At 57.2% G+C, this 22,187-nt stretch carries 19 protein-coding genes and 1 other RNA gene; 16 read left to right on the forward strand and 4 right to left on the reverse strand.

Going from position 1 to position 22,187, the window contains the following annotated elements:
• From tkt to CWM57_RS06105, 7 genes are all read left to right on the forward strand, one after another.
• Positions 1-1,604, forward strand: a 1,604-nt coding sequence (gene tkt / locus CWM57_RS06075) for a transketolase (protein WP_100675789.1), incomplete at its 5' end; no start/stop codon positions are given.
• 385 nt (positions 1,605-1,989) lie between these two features.
• The gene (gene epd, locus CWM57_RS06080; protein ID WP_061153339.1) at positions 1,990-3,018 is read left to right on the forward strand and encodes an erythrose-4-phosphate dehydrogenase; all 1,029 of its coding nucleotides are present in this window, start codon (positions 1,990-1,992) and stop codon (positions 3,016-3,018) included.
• A 39-nt stretch (positions 3,019-3,057) separates the two neighbouring features.
• The gene (gene pgk / locus CWM57_RS06085) at positions 3,058-4,221 is read left to right on the forward strand and encodes a phosphoglycerate kinase (protein ID WP_039102545.1); all 1,164 of its coding nucleotides are present in this window, start codon (positions 3,058-3,060) and stop codon (positions 4,219-4,221) included.
• Between the two features lie 97 nt (positions 4,222-4,318).
• Positions 4,319-5,398 (forward strand): class II fructose-bisphosphate aldolase, encoded by a 1,080-nt coding sequence (fbaA, locus tag CWM57_RS06090; RefSeq protein ID WP_008806452.1) that lies wholly within the window; start codon positions 4,319-4,321, stop codon positions 5,396-5,398.
• Positions 5,399-5,589: 191 nt separating this feature from the next.
• Entirely contained in the window at positions 5,590-6,447 is an 858-nt protein-coding gene (locus CWM57_RS06095) for a small-conductance mechanosensitive channel MscS (protein WP_061153340.1), read from the forward strand.
• Between the two features lie 151 nt (positions 6,448-6,598).
• A complete protein-coding gene (argO, locus tag CWM57_RS06100; RefSeq protein WP_008806450.1) occupies positions 6,599-7,234 on the forward strand; it encodes an arginine exporter ArgO in 636 nt (211 codons plus the stop codon).
• Between the two features lie 89 nt (positions 7,235-7,323).
• The gene (locus tag CWM57_RS06105; protein WP_074387599.1) at positions 7,324-8,091 is read left to right on the forward strand and encodes an oxidative stress defense protein; all 768 of its coding nucleotides are present in this window, start codon (positions 7,324-7,326) and stop codon (positions 8,089-8,091) included.
• Between the two features lie 54 nt (positions 8,092-8,145).
• On the opposite strand, the gene argP is transcribed toward CWM57_RS06105, so the two are convergent.
• The gene (gene argP / locus CWM57_RS06110; protein ID WP_008806448.1) at positions 8,146-9,039 is read right to left on the reverse strand and encodes a DNA-binding transcriptional regulator ArgP; all 894 of its coding nucleotides are present in this window, start codon (positions 9,037-9,039) and stop codon (positions 8,146-8,148) included.
• Positions 9,040-9,206: 167 nt separating this feature from the next.
• Between argP and rpiA the strand changes: the two genes are divergently transcribed.
• Together rpiA and serA are read left to right on the forward strand one after the other, a co-directional pair.
• Positions 9,207-9,866: a ribose-5-phosphate isomerase RpiA gene (gene rpiA, locus CWM57_RS06115; RefSeq protein ID WP_074387600.1), complete on the forward strand. Its 660-nt coding sequence runs from the start codon at positions 9,207-9,209 to the stop codon at positions 9,864-9,866.
• Positions 9,867-10,135: 269 nt separating this feature from the next.
• The gene (gene serA, locus CWM57_RS06120; RefSeq protein ID WP_074387601.1) at positions 10,136-11,368 is read left to right on the forward strand and encodes a phosphoglycerate dehydrogenase; all 1,233 of its coding nucleotides are present in this window, start codon (positions 10,136-10,138) and stop codon (positions 11,366-11,368) included.
• Positions 11,369-11,451: 83 nt separating this feature from the next.
• Here the strand turns inward: serA and CWM57_RS06125 are convergent, their stop codons facing one another.
• The 3 genes from CWM57_RS06125 to zapA all read right to left on the reverse strand — a co-directional run bounded on the left by CWM57_RS06125 (position 11,452) and on the right by zapA (position 12,702).
• Positions 11,452-12,048 carry a 5-formyltetrahydrofolate cyclo-ligase gene (locus CWM57_RS06125; protein ID WP_012540577.1) on the reverse strand — a complete coding sequence of 199 codons (597 nt, stop codon included), beginning with the start codon at positions 12,046-12,048 and terminating at the stop codon, positions 11,452-11,454.
• 99 nt (positions 12,049-12,147) lie between these two features.
• Positions 12,148-12,331, reverse strand: a non-coding RNA gene (ssrS, locus tag CWM57_RS06130) — 6S RNA.
• A gap of 41 nt (positions 12,332-12,372) precedes the next feature.
• The gene (gene zapA, locus CWM57_RS06135) at positions 12,373-12,702 is read right to left on the reverse strand and encodes a cell division protein ZapA (RefSeq protein ID WP_004205298.1); all 330 of its coding nucleotides are present in this window, start codon (positions 12,700-12,702) and stop codon (positions 12,373-12,375) included.
• 166 nt (positions 12,703-12,868) lie between these two features.
• Here zapA and CWM57_RS06140 point away from each other — a divergent pair, with 166 nt between their 5' ends.
• The 7 genes from CWM57_RS06140 (at position 12,869) to gcvP (ending at position 22,186) form a co-directional block, all read left to right on the forward strand.
• Positions 12,869-13,447, forward strand: a complete 579-nt coding sequence (locus CWM57_RS06140; protein WP_008806444.1) for a YecA family protein — start codon at positions 12,869-12,871, stop codon at positions 13,445-13,447.
• Positions 13,448-13,470: 23 nt separating this feature from the next.
• Positions 13,471-14,787: a Xaa-Pro aminopeptidase gene (gene pepP / locus CWM57_RS06145; RefSeq protein ID WP_074387603.1), complete on the forward strand. Its 1,317-nt coding sequence runs from the start codon at positions 13,471-13,473 to the stop codon at positions 14,785-14,787.
• The gene (gene ubiH / locus CWM57_RS06150) at positions 14,784-15,962 is read left to right on the forward strand and encodes a 2-octaprenyl-6-methoxyphenyl hydroxylase (RefSeq protein WP_074387604.1); all 1,179 of its coding nucleotides are present in this window, start codon (positions 14,784-14,786) and stop codon (positions 15,960-15,962) included. The genes pepP and ubiH overlap by 4 nt, the downstream gene beginning before the upstream one ends.
• Positions 15,963-15,972: 10 nt before the next feature.
• Positions 15,973-17,175 carry an FAD-dependent 2-octaprenylphenol hydroxylase gene (gene ubiI, locus CWM57_RS06155; protein ID WP_100675790.1) on the forward strand — a complete coding sequence of 401 codons (1,203 nt, stop codon included), beginning with the start codon at positions 15,973-15,975 and terminating at the stop codon, positions 17,173-17,175.
• Positions 17,176-17,597: 422 nt separating this feature from the next.
• Positions 17,598-18,692 (forward strand): glycine cleavage system aminomethyltransferase GcvT, encoded by a 1,095-nt coding sequence (gcvT, locus tag CWM57_RS06160; protein ID WP_086070687.1) that lies wholly within the window; start codon positions 17,598-17,600, stop codon positions 18,690-18,692.
• A gap of 24 nt (positions 18,693-18,716) precedes the next feature.
• The gene (gene gcvH / locus CWM57_RS06165) at positions 18,717-19,106 is read left to right on the forward strand and encodes a glycine cleavage system protein GcvH (RefSeq protein ID WP_023290979.1); all 390 of its coding nucleotides are present in this window, start codon (positions 18,717-18,719) and stop codon (positions 19,104-19,106) included.
• 206 nt (positions 19,107-19,312) lie between these two features.
• A complete protein-coding gene (gcvP, locus tag CWM57_RS06170) occupies positions 19,313-22,186 on the forward strand; it encodes an aminomethyl-transferring glycine dehydrogenase (protein ID WP_100675791.1) in 2,874 nt (957 codons plus the stop codon).
• The last annotated feature ends 1 nt before the right edge of the window (position 22,187 follow it).

Consider the following 22,187-nt stretch of genomic DNA (forward strand, 5'->3'; position numbering starts at 1 on the left):
AGAAAACTCTGGCGGCGCAGTTCAACCGTCCGGGCCACGATATCGTCGACCACTACACCTACGCCTTCATGGGCGACGGCTGCATGATGGAAGGCATTTCTCATGAAGTGTGCTCCCTGGCCGGTACTCTGAAACTGGGCAAACTGGTGGCCTTCTATGATGACAACGGCATCTCCATCGACGGCCACGTTGAAGGCTGGTTCACCGACGATACCGCGAAACGCTTTGAAGCCTACGGCTGGCACGTGGTACGCGGCGTTGACGGTCACGACGCTGACGCCATCAAACGCGCAGTAGAAGAAGCGCGTGCAGTTACCGACAAACCGTCCCTGCTGATGTGCAAAACCATCATTGGTTTCGGTTCGCCGAACAAAGCCGGTACCCACGACTCCCACGGCGCACCGCTGGGCGACGCCGAAATCGCCCTGACCCGCGAAGCGCTGGGCTGGAAACACGCGCCGTTTGACATCCCGTCTGACATCTATGCCCAGTGGGATGCCAAAGAAGCCGGCCAGGCGAAAGAAGCGGCGTGGAATGAGAAGTTTGCTGCCTACGCCAGGGCCTTCCCGCAGGAAGCGGCCGAATTCACCCGTCGTATGAAAGGTGAAATGCCGTCTGACTTCGACGCCAAAGCTAACGAGTTCATCGCAAAGCTGCAGGCTAACCCGGCGAAAATCGCCAGCCGTAAAGCGTCGCAGAATGCTATCGAAGCCTTCGGCCCGCTGCTGCCGGAATTCCTCGGCGGCTCCGCTGACCTGGCGCCGTCCAACCTGACCCTGTGGTCTGGTTCTAAGCCGATCAACGAAGACACCGCGGGTAACTACATTCATTACGGCGTGCGTGAATTCGGTATGACCGCTATCGCCAACGGTATCGCGCTGCATGGCGGTTTCCTGCCGTACACCTCCACCTTCCTGATGTTCGTGGAATACGCGCGTAATGCGGTACGTATGGCCGCGCTGATGAAACAGCGTCAGGTGATGGTCTACACCCACGACTCCATCGGTCTGGGTGAAGACGGCCCGACTCACCAGCCGGTAGAGCAGGTGGCTTCCCTGCGCGTGACGCCGAACATGTCCACCTGGCGTCCGTGTGACCAGGTTGAATCCGCGATTGCGTGGAAATATGGCGTAGAGCGTCAGGACGGCCCGACCGCGCTGATCCTCTCCCGTCAGAACCTGGCGCAGCAGGAGCGTACCGCAGAGCAGCTGGCGAACGTCGCTCGCGGCGGTTACGTGCTGAAAGATTGTGCCGGCCAGCCGGAGCTGATCTTCATCGCCACCGGTTCCGAAGTGGAGCTGGCAGTGGCCGCGTGGGACAAACTGACTGCCGAAGGCGTGAAGGCGCGCGTGGTCTCCATGCCGTCCACCGACGCGTTCGACAAGCAGGATGCCGCTTATCGTGAATCCGTACTGCCGAAAGCCGTTTCTGCCCGCGTAGCGGTAGAGGCCGGTATCGCTGACTACTGGTTCAAATACGTTGGCCTGAACGGCGCTATCGTTGGCATGACCACCTTCGGTGAGTCTGCGCCGGCTGAGCAGCTGTTCGAAGAGTTCGGCTTCACCGTCGACAACGTGGTCGCTAAAGCGAAAGTGCTGCTGTAATGGCTGGTACGGTGCGGGCTGATGCCCTCACCCCAACCCTCTCCGACAGGAGAGGGTGCAAACCCCAAAAACGGTAACCCTTGGGTTACCGTTTTGCTGTTACCTCGCCACCCGGCTTTTTTGTATGCACTATTCTTCGAACATGTAACCACCCTGTGAATTATTCCAAAGGAAATGTGACGCAAGTCATATAGCTGGTTTATTGCGCTGGACAAACATTCCTTTTATTCCTTGTTTCGCTTATTCTAGCTGAAGCGTTTCAGTCGTTTAAATGTTCGACAATTAATCAATCAGTCGCAGTTTGCAGCTGGTAAGGTTCCCCTCAGAGCGTTGCTGGATTACTCTGTCAGCCACCTCAAAAAAGGGTCAGCCTTGCAGGAGATCTATGACCATTCGCATCGCGATTAATGGCTTCGGTCGTATTGGACGCAACGTGGTTCGTGCGCTATATGAGTCCGGGCGTCGTGCGGAAATCACCGTGGTGGCAATCAATGAGCTGGCGGATGCGGCAGGGATCGCGCATTTGTTGAAATATGATACCAGCCATGGCCGCTTCGCCTGGGATGTCCGTCAGGAGCGCGAACAGCTGTTTGTTGGCGATGATGCCATCCGCCTGCTACACGAGCCGACCATTGCGGCGCTGCCGTGGCGCGAGCTGGCGGTAGACGTGGTGCTCGACTGCACCGGCGTATACGGGAGTCGTGAACACGGCGAAGCCCATCTGCAGGCTGGCGCGAAGAAAGTGCTCTTCTCCCATCCTGGCGGCAACGATCTCGACGCGACGGTGGTCTATGGCGTTAATCAGGACGAGCTCCGCGCCGAGCACCGCATTGTCTCCAACGCCTCCTGTACTACCAACTGCATTATTCCGGTCATTAAATTGTTAGATGATGCCTATGGCATTGAGTCCGGCACCGTCACCACTATCCACTCGGCGATGCATGACCAGCAGGTGATTGACGCCTACCATCCGGATCTACGGCGTACCCGCGCGGCCAGCCAGTCGATCATTCCGGTGGATACCAAACTGGCGGCAGGGATCACCCGTATTTTCCCGCAGTTTAACGACCGTTTTGAAGCGATTGCCGTGCGAGTACCGACGATAAACGTGACGGCAATTGACCTGAGCGTGACGGTGAAAAAACCGGTAAAAGCATGTGAAGTCAACCAGTTGCTGCAAAAAGCAGCACAAGGTGCATTTCATGGTATAGTTGACTATACGGAATTACCGTTGGTCTCGACAGATTTTAACCACGATCCGCACAGTGCTATTGTTGATGGCACGCAAACCCGGGTCAGTGGCGCGCATCTGATCAAAACGCTGGTCTGGTGCGATAACGAATGGGGCTTTGCTAACCGAATGCTCGACACGACGTTAGCGATGGCGGCTATTGGTTTCAGGTTCGACGCGTAAACGTCGACAAAACTTTATGAATCAACGAGAGGATTCACCATGTCTGTAATTAAGATGACCGATCTGGATCTGGCTGGTAAACGCGTTTTTATCCGTGCGGATCTGAACGTACCAGTTAAAGACGGGAAAGTAACCAGCGACGCACGTATCCGTGCATCTCTGCCGACCATTGAACTGGCGCTGAAGCAGGGCGCGAAAGTCATGGTTACTTCTCACCTGGGTCGTCCGACCGAAGGCGAGTACAACGAAGAATTCTCTCTGCTGCCGGTTGTTAATTACCTGAAAGACAAACTGTCCAACCCGGTACGTCTGGTTAAAGACTACCTGGACGGCGTGGAAGTGGCTGCCGGTGAGCTGGTGGTTCTGGAAAACGTTCGCTTCAACAAAGGCGAGAAAAAAGACGACGAAGCGCTGTCCAAAAAATACGCCGCGCTGTGCGACGTGTTCGTCATGGACGCTTTCGGTACTGCGCACCGTGCGCAGGCTTCCACCCACGGCATCGGCAAATTTGCTGACGTGGCGTGCGCAGGCCCGCTGCTGGCTGCTGAACTGGACGCGCTGGGTAAAGCGCTGAAAGAGCCGGCTCGTCCGATGGTCGCTATCGTGGGTGGTTCTAAAGTGTCCACCAAACTGACCGTGCTGGATTCCCTGTCTAAAATCGCTGACCAGCTGATCGTTGGCGGCGGTATTGCTAACACCTTCGTTGCCGCGCAAGGCCATAACGTCGGTAAATCCCTGTACGAAGCAGACCTGGTTGATGAAGCTAAGCGCCTGCTGAGCACCTGTGATATCCCGGTTCCGACGGACGTTCGCGTGGCGACTGAGTTCTCCGAAACCGCGACTGCAACCCTGAAGTCTGTTAACGACATTAAAGATGAAGAGCAGATCCTCGACCTTGGCGACGTTTCCGCACAGAAACTGGCTGATATCCTGAAAAATGCCAAAACCATCCTGTGGAATGGCCCGGTCGGTGTATTCGAATTCCCGAACTTCCGTAAAGGGACTGAGATCGTGGCTAACGCTATCGCGGACAGCGAAGGTTTCTCCATCGCCGGCGGCGGTGACACCCTGGCAGCGATCGACCTGTTCGGCATCGCTGACAAAATCTCCTACATCTCCACTGGCGGCGGCGCGTTCCTTGAATTCGTCGAAGGCAAAGTCCTGCCGGCAGTAGCGATGCTCGAAGAGCGCGCTAAGCAGTAATTCAGTTCAGGCGGGGAAACCCGCCTGTTTTTCAGCGCGCTTAAGGGCTCGCGAACCTTCTTCAACGGTCGAAGATACAGATACAGGACTAAGTAACATGTCTAAAATTTTTGATTTCGTAAAACCGGGCGTCATCACTGGCGACGACGTTCAGAAAGTGTTCCAGGTAGCTAAAGAAAACAACTTCGCTCTGCCGGCGGTAAACTGCGTGGGTACTGACTCCATCAACGCCGTTCTGGAAGCTGCTGCGAAAGTTCGTTCTCCAGTTATCGTTCAGTTCTCTAACGGCGGCGCCGCGTTCATCGCGGGCAAAGGCGTGAAAACTGACGTTCCTCAGGGTGCTGCTATCCTCGGCGCTATCTCTGGCGCGCACCACGTGCACCAGATGGCTGAGCACTACGGCGTGCCGGTTATCCTGCACACTGACCACTGCGCGAAGAAACTGCTGCCGTGGATCGACGGTCTGCTGGACGCGGGTGAAAAACACTTCGCCGCTACCGGTAAACCGCTGTTCTCTTCTCACATGATCGACCTGTCTGAAGAGTCCCTGCACGAAAACATCGAAATCTGCTCTAAGTACCTGGCGCGTATGGCCAAAATGGACATGACCCTGGAAATCGAACTGGGTTGCACCGGTGGCGAAGAAGACGGCGTGGACAACAGCCACATGGACGCTTCTGCCCTGTACACCCAGCCGGAAGACGTGGATTACGCGTATACCGAGCTGAGCAAAATCAGCCCGCGCTTCACCATCGCCGCTTCCTTCGGTAACGTACACGGCGTGTACAAACCGGGTAACGTGGTTCTGACCCCGACCATCCTGCGCGACTCTCAGGAATATGTTTCCAAGAAACACAACCTGCCGCACAACAGCCTGAACTTCGTCTTCCACGGCGGTTCCGGTTCTTCCGCTCAGGAAATCAAAGACTCCGTCAGCTACGGCGTAGTGAAAATGAACATCGATACCGACACCCAATGGGCGACCTGGGACGGTATCCTGCAGTACTACAAAACGAACGAAGCTTACCTGCAGGGCCAGCTGGGCAACCCGAAAGGCGAAGACCAGCCGAACAAGAAATACTACGATCCGCGCGTATGGCTGCGTGCTGCACAGACTTCCATGGTGACCCGTCTGGAGCAGGCATTTAAAGAGCTGAACGCGATCGACGTTCTGTAAGAAAAATCTGTTTCTTACCCTGAAGCCCGCAGCAATGCGGGCTTTTTTATTACTTTAACAACAGGATAGCGAGCAGGAAAACTGTGATCCATTTGGCAAAACGTGCACTTATTGTTTACCCTATAACCTGACTGCCCTGTTGCAGGCTGAGTTATTTACTTCCCCGTTCGGGGATTCATAAGGAATGTTAAATGGAAGATTTGAACGTTGTCGATAGCATCAACAACGCCGGGACGTGGCTGGCACGCAACCAGGAGCTGCTGCTGAGCTATGCCGTCAACATCGTTGCCGCTATCGTTATCCTGATTATCGGGATGATCGTGGCGCGCATCGTCTCTAACACCGTCAACCGCCTGATGCTGGCGCGTAAGATTGATGCCACCGTTGCTGATTTTCTCTCGGCGCTGGTGCGTTACGCGGTTATCGCCTTCACCCTGATTGCCGCCCTGGGCCGGGTCGGTGTGCAGACCGCCTCGGTCATTGCTGTGCTGGGTGCCGCCGGTTTGGCGGTGGGTTTAGCGCTACAGGGATCGCTGTCGAACCTTGCCGCAGGCGTACTGCTGGTGATGTTCCGCCCGTTCCGTGCGGGTGAATATGTCGATCTCGGCGGCATCGCCGGCACCGTGCAGAACGTGCAGATTTTCTCCACCACCCTGCGTACCGCAGACGGCAAAATCGTGGTGGTGCCGAATGGCAAAATCATCGCCGGCAACATCATTAACTTCTCCCGCGAACCGGCGCGCCGCAATGAGTTTATCATTGGCGTATCCTACGATGCCGATATCGACAAGGTGAAGCAGCTGCTGACCTCGATTATCGAATCTGACGATCGTATTCTGCGCGATCGCGAAATGACTGTACGCCTGAACGAACTTGGCGCCTCATCGGTGAACTTCGTGGTTCGCGTGTGGAGCAAAAGCAGCGATCTGCAAAACGTCTATTGGGACGTGCTGGAGCGTATTAAGCGTGATTTCGATGCCAACGGCATCAGTTTCCCGTATCCGCAGATGGATGTTCATGTGGTCCGCCTGCCGGAAAAGGCAGAGTAAATCGCCACTGACAGAGTCAGGCCGGCCATGCCGGCCTTTTTTAATGGCGTGTTATTAGCTTATCTAATTAATGATTAATACTTTCAATTTCCGCTAATAATCCATTCGCGTTATAGTCAGCGCCACTCTCGAACACAGCGGAAAAATCCTTATGTTTACCTATTACTTTCAGGGCCTTGCCCTGGGAGCGGCAATGATTTTGCCGCTTGGCCCGCAAAATGCTTTTGTGATGAATCAGGGGATCCGTCGTCAATATCACCTGATGATTGCCCTGCTGTGCGCGGTCAGCGACTTGCTGTTGATCTGCGCCGGTATTTTTGGCGGTAGCGCGCTGCTGATGCAATCCCCGTGGCTGCTGGCGATAGTGACCTGGGGCGGCGTGGCCTTTTTGCTGTGGTATGGCTTCGGCGCACTGAAAACGGCGTTCAGTCAGAATCTTGAACTCGCCAGCGCCGAGGTGATGCAGCAGGGGCGCTGGAAAATCATTATCACCATGCTGGCGGTCACCTGGCTAAACCCGCACGTTTACCTGGATACCTTTGTGGTGCTGGGCAGCCTGGGAGGTCAACTGGCGGTGGAGCCGAAGCGCTGGTTTGCGCTGGGGACCATTAGCGCCTCTTTCCTGTGGTTCTTTGGCCTGGCACTGTTAGCCGCCTGGCTGGCGCCTCGGCTGCGTACCGCCAAAGCCCAGCGGATCATCAATATTGTGGTCGGTGCTGTCATGTGGTTTATTGCGTTTCAGCTGGCAAAAGAGGGCGTCGGCCATATCCTGGCGTTGCTCAACTAAGCGTTGTCCGATGGACTTTCCTGCTGTACGCGCTAAGCTTGCTGGCATGCGTCCCGTAAGGGCGATTTAAGTAACATGGAGAAACGACAGTGAAGTTAAAAATCTTGGCCCTGGCGGCAGCACTCGGATTTAGCACAATGGCGGCACAGGCAAACGAATTGCCAGACGGTCCGCACATTGTGACTTCAGGCACAGCAAGCGTTGCCGCGGTTCCGGATATTGCCACCCTGGCGATCGAAGTGAACGTCGCGGCGAAAGATGCCGCATCGGCGAAAAAGCAGGCAGACGACCGCGTCGCGCAGTATCTCTCTTTCCTTGAAAAGAGCGGTATCGCGAAAAAAGACATCAGCTCGGCGAATCTGCGTACCCAGCCTGATTATGACTATCAGAACGGGAAAAGCATTCTCAAAGGCTATCGCGCGGTGCGCACTGTGGAAGTGACGTTGCGCCAGCTGGATAAACTTAACGGCCTGCTGGACGGCGCGCTGAAGGCGGGGCTGAATGAAATTCGCTCCGTTTCGCTGGGCGTTGCGCAACCGGATGCCTACAAAGATAAGGCGCGTAAAGCGGCCATTGATGACGCGGTGCATCAGGCGCAGGAGCTGGCGGCTGGCTTCCACAGCAAGCTGGGGCCGGTCTACAGCGTGCGTTACCACGTCTCCAACTATCAGCCGAGCCCGATGGTTCGTATGATGAAGGCCGCTGACGCAGCGCCAGTTTCTGCCCAGGAAACCTACGAGCAGGCGACTATCCAGTTTGACGACCAGGTTGACGTGGTCTTTGAGCTGCAGCCGGCTCAGGCCGCCGCGCCAGCCGCGCCGGCGAAACCGGCGGAAGAGCCGAAACCAGCGCAGTAAGCGATAGAAACAAAAAAGCCACTTCCGGGAAGTGGCTTTTTTTATGCCGGCGATTTAATCCTGACGCAGCACTTTGTGGCCGTAATCAATAAGCGCATCGGTCACCCGGCGCATCATGCGGCTTTCCGGTGCAAAGCGGTGCCAGTACAGCATACGACGCTGGAACAGACCGGGCGTGAGGTCGATAAGCTCGCCGCTTTTCAGCTCTTTTTCGATTTGTAGATGCGGGATCATACAGCAGGTAGTGCCCTGGCGCGCCAGCTGCACGAAGGCTTCTGATGAGTTAACGATGTGGCAGGGAACGCTACCCGGCGGCAGGTCGAAGTTTTGCTGCAGGAACGCCTGATGCATATCGTCCAGATGATCAAAAGCGACGACCGGCGCTTTCAGCAGCGCAGAACGCGTCACGCCATTCGGGAAATAGCGTTGCGCAAACTCTTTTGAGGCGACAAACAGGTAATCGAGCGCGCCGAGCTGATCCACCAGGCAGCTTGGCAGCGCCTGTGGCTGGATACTCACTGCGCCCACCACTTCCCCACGGCGCAGGCGCTCCTGGGTGCGGGTTTCATCTTCCACCTGCAGGTTGAGACGAATAGGGGAGTCTGACAGAACATTGGCCAGCGCCGGCAGGAGCCAGGTTGCCAGACTGTCGGCGTTCACCGCCAGCGACAGCAGCAGCGGCGTGGAGCCAGTCTGTTCGTCGCCCAGCCACTCTTCTTCCAATAGTTCAACCTGGCGCAACAGAGCCAGCAGCTTTTGCCCCTGCTCGGTAGGACGTGGCGGCACGGTGCGCACCAGCAGCGGCTGACCGAACATATTTTCCAGCTGCTTAATACGCTGTGAGACGGCGGACTGGGTAATACATAGCTTCTGCGCGGCGCGCTCAAATCCTCGTTCCCTAATCACCGCATCCAGCGCTTGTAGTGTTCTGTAGTCCGGTCGTTTCATTATTCTGGCGTGCCCCCATAACTAATCGTTATCTCGCACTATGACATAAATTTTTATTTGATACAGACGAAATTGGTCTGCTCAGTTGTGTGATCTGCATCGCAGGGACATTTCCACTGTCGATGTTCTATAATGCGCCACAGGCATTCACATCTCGGACCATAATTATGACGCAGGATGAACTGAAAAAAGCAGTAGGTTGGGCGGCGCTGCAATACGTACAGCCAGGGACCATTGTCGGCGTGGGTACCGGCTCGACGGCGGCCCATTTTATTGACGCGCTGGGCACGATGAAGGGGCAGATTGAAGGTGCGGTCTCCAGCTCCGATGCCTCTACCGAAAAGCTCAAAAGCCTCGGGATCACCGTCTTCGATCTCAACAGCGTCGATCGCCTGGGGATCTATGTTGATGGCGCAGATGAGATCAACGGCCATATGCAAATGATCAAAGGCGGTGGCGCGGCGCTGACCCGTGAGAAGATCATTGCCTCGGTCGCCGATAAATTTATCTGCATCGCCGATGCCTCCAAGCAGGTTGATATTCTCGGCGCATTTCCGCTGCCGGTTGAAGTCATTCCGATGGCGCGCAGCGCCGTCGCGCGTCAACTGGTCAAGCTGGGCGGTCGTCCGGAGTACCGTCAGGGCGTGGTGACCGATAACGGCAACGTGATCCTGGACGTGCATGGCCTGGAAATTCTTGATGCCGTCGCGCTGGAGAATGCCATCAACGGCATTCCTGGCGTCGTGACCGTGGGGCTGTTCGCCAACCGCGGGGCCGACGTGGCGCTGATCGGAACTGCCGATGGCGTGAAAACCATCGTAAAATAGTCTGTCCGCAGGGAGCCAACCGGCTCCCTCGCAAATATTTTTTCACCTGGTGCAATTTGGTGACTTCTGTCACATTTATGCAACCATCCTGATTAACAAACTACCATTAATCTTCTTTCTGGTGTTTTGTCCTGCCATTTGCTTCTGGATGACATTTCTTCAGGACGGCGACGCAAACGTTCATATTGCCGCGATAGTTTTTTTTGATATGTTGCTGAGACGAACTTTCGTTCAGCACGACATTAGTTAAGACAAAACAGGACGGGGAAATGGCTAAGGTATCACTGGAAAAAGACAAGATTAAATTTCTGCTGGTTGAAGGTGTGCATCAAAAGGCAATCGATAACCTTCGTGCAGCAGGTTACACCAACATCGAATTTCACAAAGGCGCGCTGGACTCCGAAGAGCTGAAAGCGTCGATCCGTGATGCCCATTTCATCGGCCTGCGTTCCCGTACTCATCTGACTGAAGAGATTTTCGCCGCGGCAGAAAAACTGGTAGCAGTTGGCTGCTTCTGTATCGGTACCAACCAGGTGGATCTGGACGCGGCAGCGAAGCGGGGTATCCCGGTATTTAACGCCCCGTTCTCCAACACCCGCTCGGTGGCGGAGCTGGTCATCGGCGAACTGCTGCTGATGCTGCGCGGTGTGCCGGAAGCCAACGCCAAAGCGCATCGTGGGGTATGGAATAAGCTGGCGGTGGGCAGTTTTGAAGCGCGCGGCAAGAAACTGGGGATTATCGGTTACGGCCATATCGGTACCCAGCTCGGCATTCTGGCGGAATCGCTGGGGATGCATGTCTTCTTCTATGATATTGAAAACAAACTGCCGCTCGGCAACGCCACCCAGGTTCAGCATCTCTCCGACCTGCTGAACATGAGCGATGTGGTCAGCCTGCACGTGCCGGAAAATGCCTCCACCAAAAACATGATGGGCGCGGAAGAGCTGGCGCTGATGAAGCCGGGCGCGCTGCTGATCAACGCCTCCCGCGGTACCGTGGTGGATATTCCGGCGCTGTGCGATGCGCTGGCGAGTAAGCATCTGGCCGGGGCGGCTATCGACGTCTTCCCGACCGAACCCGCGACCAACAGTGATCCCTTTACTTCACCGCTGTGCGAGTTTGATAACGTGATCCTGACCCCGCATATCGGCGGTTCAACCCAGGAAGCGCAGGAGAACATCGGTCTGGAAGTGGCCGGCAAGCTGGCGAAGTACTCTGACAACGGGTCAACCCTGTCAGCGGTCAACTTCCCGGAAGTTTCTCTGCCGCTGCACGGCGGTCGCCGTCTGCTGCATATCCATGAGAACCGGCCGGGCGTCCTGACCGCTATCAACCAGATCTTCGCCGCGCAGAGCATCAACATTGCCGCGCAGTATCTGCAAACGTCGCCGCAGATGGGTTACGTGGTTATTGATATTGAAGCGGAAGAAGATGTTGCCCAGCAGGCGCTGCAGGCAATGAAAGCGATCCCGGGGACTATCCGCGCCCGTCTGTTGTTCTAATCATTTTTGCCTCTCGGGCAGGTCGAGTACCTGCCCGTTTTTTTGTTCATACTTTCCAGGCTGAAATTCTCGTCCCCGCGTACCTACCAACTCCAGGTTTTTCCCGGGGTGATCACCGCGGGTAGCGGGATATCCCACTGTTCGCTCGGCAGGCTATCCACCTGCTGGCAGTCATGCGCGTAGCCTACAGGCTGCAGGCGATACTGCTGCCAGTTTTGCAGCGTACGGTCGTAAAAACCGCCACCCATTCCCAGTCGCTGACCACTGACATCGAAGGCTACCAGCGGGGTCACCAGCACATCGAGTTCAGCGAGCGGCAGCACGTCCCGCACATCGAGCTTCGGTTCGCGGATTTTCAGGCGATTCACTATCAGTTGGCTCTGCGGATGGTAGTGTAAAAACAACAGGTTTCCGGGGCTAAACGGATGCAGCACCGGCAGATACACCCGTTTGCCGGCGCGCCATAGCTGGTCAATTAGCGGCTGGGTGTCCAGCTCGCCATCAAAGGAGAGGAACAGCGCCACGGTATGAGCGAGTACGACCGGCGGCCAGGCCATCATCCGCTCCGCGGCCTGTTGGGCAAACAGGCGCTGTTGCTCCGGGCTGAGCGCGCGGCGACGCTCGCGGATCTGCTGGCGAATATGCTGTCTGGAGAGCGGGATATCGGGCTGTAGGGTCATGCAGGTCTCATTACGAGCAAGCGAAACAATACGAGGAAGTGTAATACAGAGCGGCAGTAGCCGAAAACTAGAGCGTTGGGATAATGCGAACTAAAGAAGGGAATCTCCGAGATGCCGCCGCAGGCTGTAACCCTTGAACCCTTGGTTCAAGGTGAATGTGTCGTCACAGTTTTAAGGCTTCTCGGACGAACCGAGCATGCTCACCAACCGTGGAGCGCCACATTCTTGTGGTATGAAATATCGGCTCAGGGGACTGGCCCGCTTGCAAACATCTCAGAGAAATTTTGTTCCTGGAATTACTCTAACACAGTTAACTGCAAAGTGTTATTCAAACTTTGACCCTGGTCTTTCGCTTATGCGACCTTGCTCAAGCAATGCTTGTTCGATGGTCTGCTGAAGCATCCGAATGCGCTGCTCCATGCTCGAAGCGTAGTCGCGGGTCTTCGCTTTTTCCTGAGTCAACTCATAGCTGATGTTCAACGCGGCGATGAAGACCAGCTGCTCAGTATTTGTGACTCTAGTGCGTTCTTTTAAATCTTGCAACCGCTGATTAAGGTCTTCAGCTGCCTGATTCAGGGCATCCCTTTGTTCAGGCGGGCAATTCACTCGCAGTGAACGGCCGAAAATTTGGAGATCTACGGGTTGTGCAGACATGCCACCTTCCTGCTGATTGACTGCGCTGCCTTCACATCCGAGCCCGGGTCTGCGAAGGGGCGACACTATAGCTACCCTAGTGCGGGGATACAAGCCCTTTTCTGGTTCACCAGGGTCCAAAGTGGTAGCATATCATGAATATTCCTCCCAACGATGACGAATGCGCATGTCTATACAGAACGAAATGCCTGGTTACAACGATGTAGACCAGTTACTGAACCAACAAGGGGTAGGCCTCACCCCAGCCGAAATGCACGGTTTAATTAGCGGATTGCTGTGCGGCGGCAACACTGACAGCAGCTGGCTGCCGCTGGTGCACGACCTGACCAACGAAGGTCTCGCCTTTGGTCATGAACTGGCCCAGGCGCTGCGTAACATGCATTCCGCCATCAGCGATTCACTGGATGACGACGGTTTCCTCTTTCAACTGTATCTGCCGGAAGGCGATGCGGTAAGCGTCTTCGACCGCGCCGACGCTCTCGCCGGTTGGGTTAACCACTTCCTGCTCGGCCTTGGCGTCAGCCAGCCGAAGCTGGATAAAGTGAAAGACGAGACCGGGGAAGCGATTGACGATCTGCGTAATATCGCCCAGCTGGGCTACGATGAAGACGAAGATCAGGAAGAGCTGGAGATGTCTCTGGAGGAGATTATCGAGTATGTCCGCGTTGCCGCACTGCTGTGCCACGACACTTTTTCTCGTCAGCAGCCAACCGCACCGGAAGTCCGCAAACCGACATTACACTAACTAAAATTCGTTCAGGGGGCGTCATGACTCAGCAGGAATTTCTCTCGCGTCGCCAGGCGCTGCTGGCGCAGATGCAGCCAGGCAGCGCGGCGCTGATTTTCGCCGCACCGGAAGCGGTGCGTAGCGCAGATTCAGAGTATCCCTACCGGCAGAACAGCGATTTCTGGTACTTCACCGGCTTTAACGAACCGGAAGCGCTGCTGGTGTTGATTAAAAGCGATGAAACGCACAATCATAGCGTGCTGTTTAACCGGGTTCGCGATCTGACCGCTGAGATCTGGTTCGGTCGCCGTCTGGGCCAGGATGCCGCGCCGGCGAAGCTCGGTGTCGATCGCGCGCTGGCATTTAGTGAAATCAACCAGCAGTTGTATCAGCTGCTCAATGGTCTGGACGCTATCTATTTCGCCCAGGGCGAATATGCCTATGCCGATGAGATTGTGTTTAACGCCCTCGAAAAACTGCGCAAAGGCTCGCGCCAGAATCTGCAGGCGCCGAACTCCGTCATCGACTGGCGGCCTGCGGTTCATGAAATGCGTCTGTTTAAATCTGCCGAAGAGCTGGCAGTGATGCGCCGCGCCGGCGAAATTTCCGCCCTTGCCCATACCCGGGCGATGGAAAAGTGCCGCCCCGGCATGTTCGAATATCAGCTGGAAGGCGAAATTCTCCATGAATTCAACCGCCACGGCGCGCGTTTCCCGTCCTATAACACCATCGTTGGCGGCGGCGAAAACGGCTGCATTCTGCACTACACCGAAAACGAATCCGAACTGCGCGATGGCGATTTAGTGCTGATTGACGCCGGCTGCGAATATCGCGGCTACGCGGGAGACATTACCCGCACTTTCCCGGTAAACGGCAAATTCAGCAAACCGCAGCGTGAAATCTACGACATCGTGCTCGAATCGCTGGAGACCGCGCTGGAGCTCTACCGCCCGGGCACTTCGATCTATCAGGTTAATCAGGAAGTGGTGCGCATTATGATTACCGGCCTGGTGCGGCTGGGGATCCTGAAAGGCGAGATTGACGAGCTGATCGCCAATAACGCCCACCGTCCGTACTTTATGCACGGCCTGAGCCACTGGTTGGGTCTGGATGTGCACGATGTCGGTAACTACGATACCGACCGTTCGCGCATACTGGAGCCGGGGATGGTGCTGACCGTCGAGCCGGGGCTGTATATCGCCACCGATGCCGATGTCCCCGCGCAGTATCGCGGCATCGGCATTCGTATTGAAGATGACATCGTCATTACCGAAGACGGCAACGAAAATCTCACCGCCAGCGTGGTGAAGAAGGCGGATGAGATCGAGGCGCTGATGGCGGCGGCGCGCCAGTCATGAGCGTGCTGATCGTCGGTGGCGGGATGACCGGGGCGACGCTCGCGCTGGCCATCTCCCGTTTGACCGGCGGCGCTCTGCCGGTCCATCTGATTGAAGCGCAGGATCCGCATTCGTCACGCCACCCAGGCTTTGACGATCGGGCGATTGCCCTGGCTGTGGGCACCTGCCAGCAGCTGGCGCGCATCGGTATCTGGCAGAACCTTGCTAAACGAGCGACGCCTATCCAGCGGGTACACGTCAGCGACCGCGGCCATGCCGGTTTTGTAAACCTGGCGGCGGCCGATTACGGCCTGTCGGCGCTGGGGCAGGTGGTTGAACTCCACGATGTCGGCCAGCGGCTGTTTAGTCTGCTGCGCGAGGCGCCGGGCGTCACCCTGCACTGTCCGGCGAAAGTGGAAGCGGTCAGCCGCCGGGAGGAGAGCGTCAGCCTTACGCTTGAGGGCGGCGAAATCATCAACGGTAAGCTGCTGGTGGCGGCGGACGGTTCCCGTTCGGCGCTGGGCGCTCACTGCGGCATCAGCTGGCAGCAGCAGCCGTATGAGCAACTGGCGATTATCGCCAACGTTAGCACCGCCTTGCCGCACGAAGGCCGCGCCTTCGAGCGCTTTACCGAGCATGGTCCGCTGGCGATGCTGCCGATGTCGCAAGGGCGCTGTTCGCTGGTGTGGTGCCATCCGCAGTCGCGGCGCGACGAGGTGCTGAGCTGGTCCGACGAACGTTTTTGTCAGGCGTTACAGCAGGCATTCGGCTGGCGGCTGGGGCGTATTACCCATGCCGGTAAGCGCAGCGTCTATCCGTTAGCCTTAACGACCGCCACCCGTGCGGTGTCACACCGTCTGGCGCTGGTCGGCAACGCGGCGCAGACGCTGCATCCGATCGCCGGGCAGGGCTTTAATCTTGGCCTGCGCGATGTGATGAGCCTGGCGGAGATGCTTGCCGACGCGCACGTGGCCCGCGACGATGTGGGCGATTATTCCCTGCTGTGCCGCTACCAGGCACGGCGGGCAGGTGATAAAGCCGCCACTATCGGTGTCACCGATGGGCTGGTGCATCTGTTTGCCAACCGTTGGGCGCCGCTGGTGGCGGGGCGCAACGTCGGTCTGATGGCCATGGAATTATTTACCCCAGCGCGCGATGCGCTGGCGCAGCGTACCCTCGGTTGGGTTCCCCGTTAAGGAGTAAAACGTGCAAAGTGTTGATGTTGCCATTGTTGGCGGTGGAATGGTGGGACTGGCGGTAGCCTGCGGTTTACAGGGCAGCGGCCTGCGCGTCGCGGTGCTGGAGAAAGCAGCGCCACAGCCTCTGGCCGCCGATGCGCCGCCGGCGCTGCGCGTTTCGGCGATCAATGCTGCCAGCGAAAAGCTACTGACTAAGCTGGATGTCTGGCATGAGATCGTCGCCCAGCGCGCCAGCTGCTATCACGGTATGGAAGTGTGGGACAAAGACAGCTTCGGCCGCATTAGCTTCGATGACCAGAGCATGGGCTTCAGCCATCTGGGCCATATTATTGAAAATGCCGTGGTGCATCACGCATTGTGGCAGAGAGCGCAGCGCTGCGCTGACGTCACCCTGCTGGCGCCTGCGGAGCTGCAGCAGGTAGCGTGGGGTGAAAACGAAGCCTTTCTCAGCCTGCAGGACGGCAGCATGTTGACCGCGAGGCTGGTGGTTGGCGCTGATGGCGCGAATTCATGGCTGCGTAATAAGGCCGATATTCCGCTGACCTTCTGGGATTACCACCATCATGCGCTGGTGGCGACGATACGCACCACTGAGCCGCATCAGGCGGTGGCACGCCAGGCGTTCCATGGCGAGGGTATTCTGGCCTTCCTGCCGCTGAGCGATCCGCACCTGTGCTCGATCGTTTGGTCGCTGTCGCCAGCGGAAGCGAAGCGGATGCAGGAGGCTGATGAAGCCACCTTCAACCAGGCGCTGAATATCGCCTTCGATAATTGCCTCGGCCTCTGCCAGCTGGCAAGCGAACGTGAAGTCTTCCCGCTGACCGGCCGCTATGCCCGTCAGTTTGCCGCCCACCGCCTGGCGCTGGTCGGCGATGCCGCGCATACCATCCACCCGCTGGCCGGGCAGGGGGTGAACCTTGGCTTTATGGATGCCGCCGAGCTTATCGACGAGCTGAAGCGCCTGCACGCGCAGGGGAAAGATATCGGCCAGCATTTATATCTGCGCCGCTACGAGCGCAGCCGCAAGCACAGCGCCGCGCTGATGCTGGCGGGTATGCAGGGCTTCCGCGAAATGTTCTCCGGTAGCCATCCGGCGAAGAAATTCCTCCGCGATATGGGACTCAAACTGGCCGATACGTTGCCAGGCGTGAAACCGCAGCTGATTCGCCAGGCGATGGGTCTCAACGATCTCCCCGCCTGGTTACGTTAACCGCGTCACACTTCTTTTACCCGGCCTGCGCGCCGGGTTTTCTCCCTCATTTGAAATATTCTAATTTCACCTCTTTTTTCGCATTAGTTTTATTAATGCTCTCTTTTTTTTGTTAAAGAAATTAGGGCCGTAAAATCGCATAAAACACCATCATTGCCTTATCGATGAAAGCTTGATGTTAATTTTATGTGGCATAAATCGCTTTTTTCCAGTCAATAACTCTGTAGGCTTTTCGGCGGATTTTAGTCATAAGCTAATGTGATGCCCTGAATGAGCTTATGGTTTAGCGCCGGGTTCGGTGGTAAGTTCAGGCAAAAGAGAACGTTTGCGTCGGCGTCCGTCAGCGGTGCCGTCGCCGAATTTCGTGGCGCAAAATCGCCGACAATCTCGTGGCTGGTTCCGTTTTATTCGATGAGGAAAAGATGGCTCAACAGACTCCGTTGTATGAACAACACACGCTGTGCGGCGCTCGCATGGTGGATTTCCATGGCTGGATGATGCCGCTGCATTACGGATCCCAGATTGATGAGCACCACGCGGTGCGCGGCGATGCAGGGATGTTCGATGTGTCGCATATGACCATCGTCGATTTCCACGGCAGCCGGATCCGCGAGTTCTTGCGCTATTTGCTGGCCAACGATGTGGCGAAGCTGACCACCCCAGGCAAAGCGCTCTACACCGGCATGCTGACCGCCTCCGCCGGCGTCATCGATGACCTGATTGTTTATTTCCTTTCTGAAGATTATTTCCGCCTCGTTGTTAACTCCGCCACCCGCGAAAAAGACCTCGCCTGGATCTCCGAACAAGCTGAACCCTACGGCCTTGAAATTACCGTTCGCGACGATCTGTCGCTGATCGCGGTCCAGGGTCCGCAGGCGAAAGCGAAGGCGGCGACGCTGTTCACCGACGTTCAGCGTCAGGCTGTGGAAGGCATGAAGCCGTTCTTTGGCGTGCAGTCCGGCGACTTGTTTATCGCCACCACCGGTTATACCGGCGAAGCGGGTTATGAAATTGCGATGCCGAACGAGCAGGCGGCTGATTTCTGGCGCGGTCTGCTGGACGCCGGCGTTAAGCCGTGTGGTCTTGGCGCGCGCGACACCCTGCGCCTGGAAGCCGGGATGAACCTGTACGGCCAGGAGATGGACGAAGGCGTCTCGCCGCTGGCGGCGAACATGGGCTGGACTATCGCCTGGGAGCCCGCCGATCGTAACTTCATCGGCCGCGAAGCGCTGGAAATGCAGCGCGAAAAAGGCACCGAGCAGCTGGTGGGCCTGGTGATGACCGAGAAAGGCGTCCTGCGCGGTGGCCTGCCGGTACGTTTTACCGATAGCGACGGTAATCAAAAAGAAGGCATTATCACCAGCGGCACCTTCTCGCCGACGCTGGGCTACAGCATCGCGCTGGCTCGCGTGCCGGCCGGGATTGGCGACACCGCGGTGGTGCAAATTCGTAACCGTGAAATGCCGGTAAAAGTGACTAAACCTGGTTTTGTACGCAATGGCAAAGCCATTGTGTGATTTCCCTTTTTTGGAGATGAATTGATGAGCAACGTACCAGCAGAACTGAAATACAGCAAAGAACACGAATGGCTGCGTAAAGAAGCGGACGGCACCTATACCGTCGGGATCACCGAGCACGCGCAGGAGCTGCTTGGCGATATGGTTTTCGTTGACCTGCCGGAAGTGGGCGCCACCGTTGAAGCGGGCGCCGATTGCGCCGTTGCTGAATCCGTGAAAGCGGCTTCTGATATCTACGCGCCGATTAGCGGTGAAATCGTTGCCGTCAACGAAGAGCTGAACGACTCTCCGGAACTGGTCAACAGCGACCCGTATACCGACGGCTGGATCTTCAAAATTAAAGCCAGCGACGAAGCGCAAGTTGCCGCGCTGCTGGATGCGACCGCTTATGAAGCTTTATTAGAAGACGAATAAATACGCTTCATCCTTCACGCTGCAGAGGCGTTGGCTTCCTGGCTCCCCCCGGTCACTTACTGTTGTAAGCCCCCGGGGAGTCGCTGTGTCGCCGCCTTCCTGCAACGCGAATGATTTTGCGTATTCTGGCCCGGTAAGCATCAGCGCTTGCCGGGCAAACCAGTCAGACAATCACGATTCACCGCACGTTTCAGGAACCATCGCTCATGACTCAGACTTTAAGTCAGCTTGAAAACCGCGACGCCTTTATTGAACGTCACATTGGCCCGGACGCTCAGCAGCAGCAAGAGATGCTGAAGACCGTCGGCGCGGATTCGCTTAACGCCCTGATTGGCCAGATTGTGCCGCAGGATATCCAGCTGGCGACCCCACCGCAGGTGGGCGACGCGACTACCGAATTCGCCGCGCTGGCGGAGCTGAAGGCGATTGCCGGTCGCAACAAGCGCTTCAAGTCTTACATCGGCATGGGCTATACCGCCGTGCAGCTGCCGCCGGTCATTCAGCGTAACATGCTGGAAAACCCGGGCTGGTACACCGCCTATACCCCTTACCAGCCGGAAGTCTCCCAGGGCCGTCTGGAATCGCTGCTCAACTTCCAGCAGGTCACGCTGGATCTGACCGGGCTGGATATCGCTTCCGCTTCGCTGCTCGATGAAGCCACCGCCGCCGCCGAAGCGATGGCGATGGCCAAACGCGTCAGTAAACTGAAGAACGCCAACCGTTTCTTCGTTGCCGCCGATGTCCATCCGCAAACCCTGGACGTGGTGCGCACCCGCGCGGAAACTTTCGGCTTCGACGTGATTGTCGATGACGCCGACAAAGTGCTCGATCACCAGGATGTCTTCGGCGTGCTGCTGCAGCAGGTGGGCACCACCGGTGAAATCCACGATTACAGCAAACTGATCGCCGAGCTGAAAGCGCGCAAAGTGATTGTCAGCGTCGCCGCTGACTTTATGGCGCTGGTGCTGCTGACGGCGCCGGGCAAGCAGGGCGCGGATATCGTCTTCGGTTCCGCCCAACGCTTCGGCGTGCCGATGGGCTACGGCGGCCCGCACGCGGCCTTCTTCGCGGCGAAAGATGAATTCAAACGCTCCATGCCGGGCCGGATTATCGGCGTATCGAAAGATGCGGCGGGGAATACCGCGCTGCGCATGGCGATGCAGACTCGCGAGCAGCATATCCGCCGCGAGAAAGCGAACTCCAACATTTGTACCTCGCAGGTTCTGCTGGCCAACATCGCCAGCCTGTACGCGGTATTCCACGGCCCGGCGGGCCTGAAACGTATCGCTGGCCGCATTCATCGCCTGACCGACATTCTGGCCGACGGCCTGCAGAAGAAAGGGCTGAAGCTGCGCCATGCGCACTACTTCGACACCCTTTGCGTCGAAGTGGCGGATAAAGCCGCGGTGCTGGCGCGTGCCGAAGCGCTGCAGATTAACCTGCGTAGCGATATTCACGGCGCGGTGGGCATTACGCTCGATGAAGCGACCACCCGCGAAGATGTGCTGAACCTGTTCCGCGCCATCGTCGGCGACGATCACGGTCTGGATATCGATACTCTGGATAAAGACGTGGCGCTGGATAGCCGTTCGATCCCGGCGGCGATGCTGCGCGACGATGCGATCCTCACCCATCCGGTGTTTAACCGCTACCATAGCGAAACCGAGATGATGCGCTACATGCACGCCCTGGAGCGTAAAGATCTGGCGCTGAACCAGGCGATGATCCCGTTGGGCTCCTGCACCATGAAACTGAACGCCGCGGCGGAGATGATCCCGATCACCTGGCCGGAATTTGCCGAGCTGCACCCGTTCTGCCCGGTCGAGCAGGCGGAAGGTTATCATCAGATGATCGCCCAGCTTTCTGACTGGCTGGTTAAACTGACCGGCTATGACGCCGTCTGTATGCAGCCGAACTCCGGCGCGCAGGGCGAGTATGCTGGCCTGCTGGCGATTCGCCACTATCACGAGAGCCGCAACGAAGGCCATCGCGATATCTGCCTGATCCCAAGCTCCGCGCACGGCACCAACCCGGCTTCCGCGCAGATGGCGGGTATGCAGGTGGTGGTCGTTGCCTGCGACAAAAACGGCAACATCGATCTTGCCGATCTGCGTGAAAAAGCAGAGCAGGCAGGGGCGAACCTCTCCTGCATCATGGTCACCTATCCGTCGACCCACGGCGTGTATGAAGAGACCATCCGTGAAGTGTGCGAGATAGTGCATCAGTTCGGCGGCCAGGTTTATCTCGACGGCGCCAACATGAACGCCCAGGTCGGGATCACTTCTCCAGGCTTTATCGGCGCTGACGTTTCGCACCTCAACCTGCATAAAACCTTCTGTATTCCGCACGGCGGCGGCGGTCCGGGTATGGGGCCAATCGGCGTGAAAGCACACCTGGCGCCGTTTGTGCCGGGTCACAGCGTGGTGCAGATTGAAGGCATGCTGACCCGTCAGGGCGCGGTCTCCGCCGCGCCGTTCGGCAGCGCTTCCATCCTGCCGATCAGCTGGATGTATATCCGCATGATGGGCGCGGAAGGACTGAAACAGGCGAGCCAGAACGCGATCCTTAACGCCAACTATATCGCTACCCGTCTGAAAGATGCCTACCCGGTGCTCTATACCGGTCGCGATGGTCGCGTGGCGCACGAATGTATTCTCGATATTCGCCCGCTGAAAGAAGAGACCGGCATCAGTGAACTGGATATCGCCAAGCGTCTGATCGACTTTGGTTTCCATGCGCCGACCATGTCCTTCCCGGTTGCCGGGACGCTGATGGTTGAGCCTACGGAATCGGAAAGCAAGGTCGAGCTGGACCGCTTTATTGACGCGATGCTGGCGATCCGCGCGGAAATCGATCGCGTTAAAGCTGGTGAATGGCCGCTGGAAGATAACCCGCTGGTGAACGCGCCGCACACCCAGGGCGAGCTGGTGAGCGAGTGGAACCATCCGTACAGCCGCGAGCTGGCGGTATTCCCGGCAGGGTTGCACAACAAGTACTGGCCGACGGTAAAACGTCTGGACGATGTCTACGGCGACCGAAACCTGTTCTGCTCCTGCGTCCCGATGAGCGAATACCAGTAAG

Origin of the sequence: Klebsiella sp. G-Nf4 (genome assembly GCF_002810615.1) — a bacterium.
GTDB lineage: Bacteria > Pseudomonadota > Gammaproteobacteria > Enterobacterales > Enterobacteriaceae > Klebsiella > Klebsiella variicola.

What these genes read in the sequence shown, in the direction of transcription:
- argP (WP_008806448.1), bottom strand. Translation starts at nt 9,039, where the DNA reads ATGAAACGACCGGACTACAGAACACTACAAGCGCTGGATGCGGTGATT.
- ubiH (WP_074387604.1), top strand. Translation starts at nt 14,784, where the DNA reads ATGAGCGTGCTGATCGTCGGTGGCGGGATGACCGGGGCGACGCTCGCG.
- CWM57_RS06125 (WP_012540577.1), bottom strand. Translation starts at nt 12,048, where the DNA reads ATGACCCTACAGCCCGATATCCCGCTCTCCAGACAGCATATTCGCCAG.
- gcvP (WP_100675791.1), top strand. Translation starts at nt 19,313, where the DNA reads ATGACTCAGACTTTAAGTCAGCTTGAAAACCGCGACGCCTTTATTGAA.
- zapA (WP_004205298.1), bottom strand. Translation starts at nt 12,702, where the DNA reads ATGTCTGCACAACCCGTAGATCTCCAAATTTTCGGCCGTTCACTGCGA.
- epd (WP_061153339.1), top strand. Translation starts at nt 1,990, where the DNA reads ATGACCATTCGCATCGCGATTAATGGCTTCGGTCGTATTGGACGCAAC.
- argO (WP_008806450.1), top strand. Translation starts at nt 6,599, where the DNA reads ATGTTTACCTATTACTTTCAGGGCCTTGCCCTGGGAGCGGCAATGATT.
- CWM57_RS06140 (WP_008806444.1), top strand. Translation starts at nt 12,869, where the DNA reads ATGTCTATACAGAACGAAATGCCTGGTTACAACGATGTAGACCAGTTA.
- serA (WP_074387601.1), top strand. Translation starts at nt 10,136, where the DNA reads ATGGCTAAGGTATCACTGGAAAAAGACAAGATTAAATTTCTGCTGGTT.
- gcvH (WP_023290979.1), top strand. Translation starts at nt 18,717, where the DNA reads ATGAGCAACGTACCAGCAGAACTGAAATACAGCAAAGAACACGAATGG.
- CWM57_RS06095 (WP_061153340.1), top strand. Translation starts at nt 5,590, where the DNA reads ATGGAAGATTTGAACGTTGTCGATAGCATCAACAACGCCGGGACGTGG.
- rpiA (WP_074387600.1), top strand. Translation starts at nt 9,207, where the DNA reads ATGACGCAGGATGAACTGAAAAAAGCAGTAGGTTGGGCGGCGCTGCAA.
- gcvT (WP_086070687.1), top strand. Translation starts at nt 17,598, where the DNA reads ATGGCTCAACAGACTCCGTTGTATGAACAACACACGCTGTGCGGCGCT.
- pepP (WP_074387603.1), top strand. Translation starts at nt 13,471, where the DNA reads ATGACTCAGCAGGAATTTCTCTCGCGTCGCCAGGCGCTGCTGGCGCAG.
- fbaA (WP_008806452.1), top strand. Translation starts at nt 4,319, where the DNA reads ATGTCTAAAATTTTTGATTTCGTAAAACCGGGCGTCATCACTGGCGAC.
- pgk (WP_039102545.1), top strand. Translation starts at nt 3,058, where the DNA reads ATGTCTGTAATTAAGATGACCGATCTGGATCTGGCTGGTAAACGCGTT.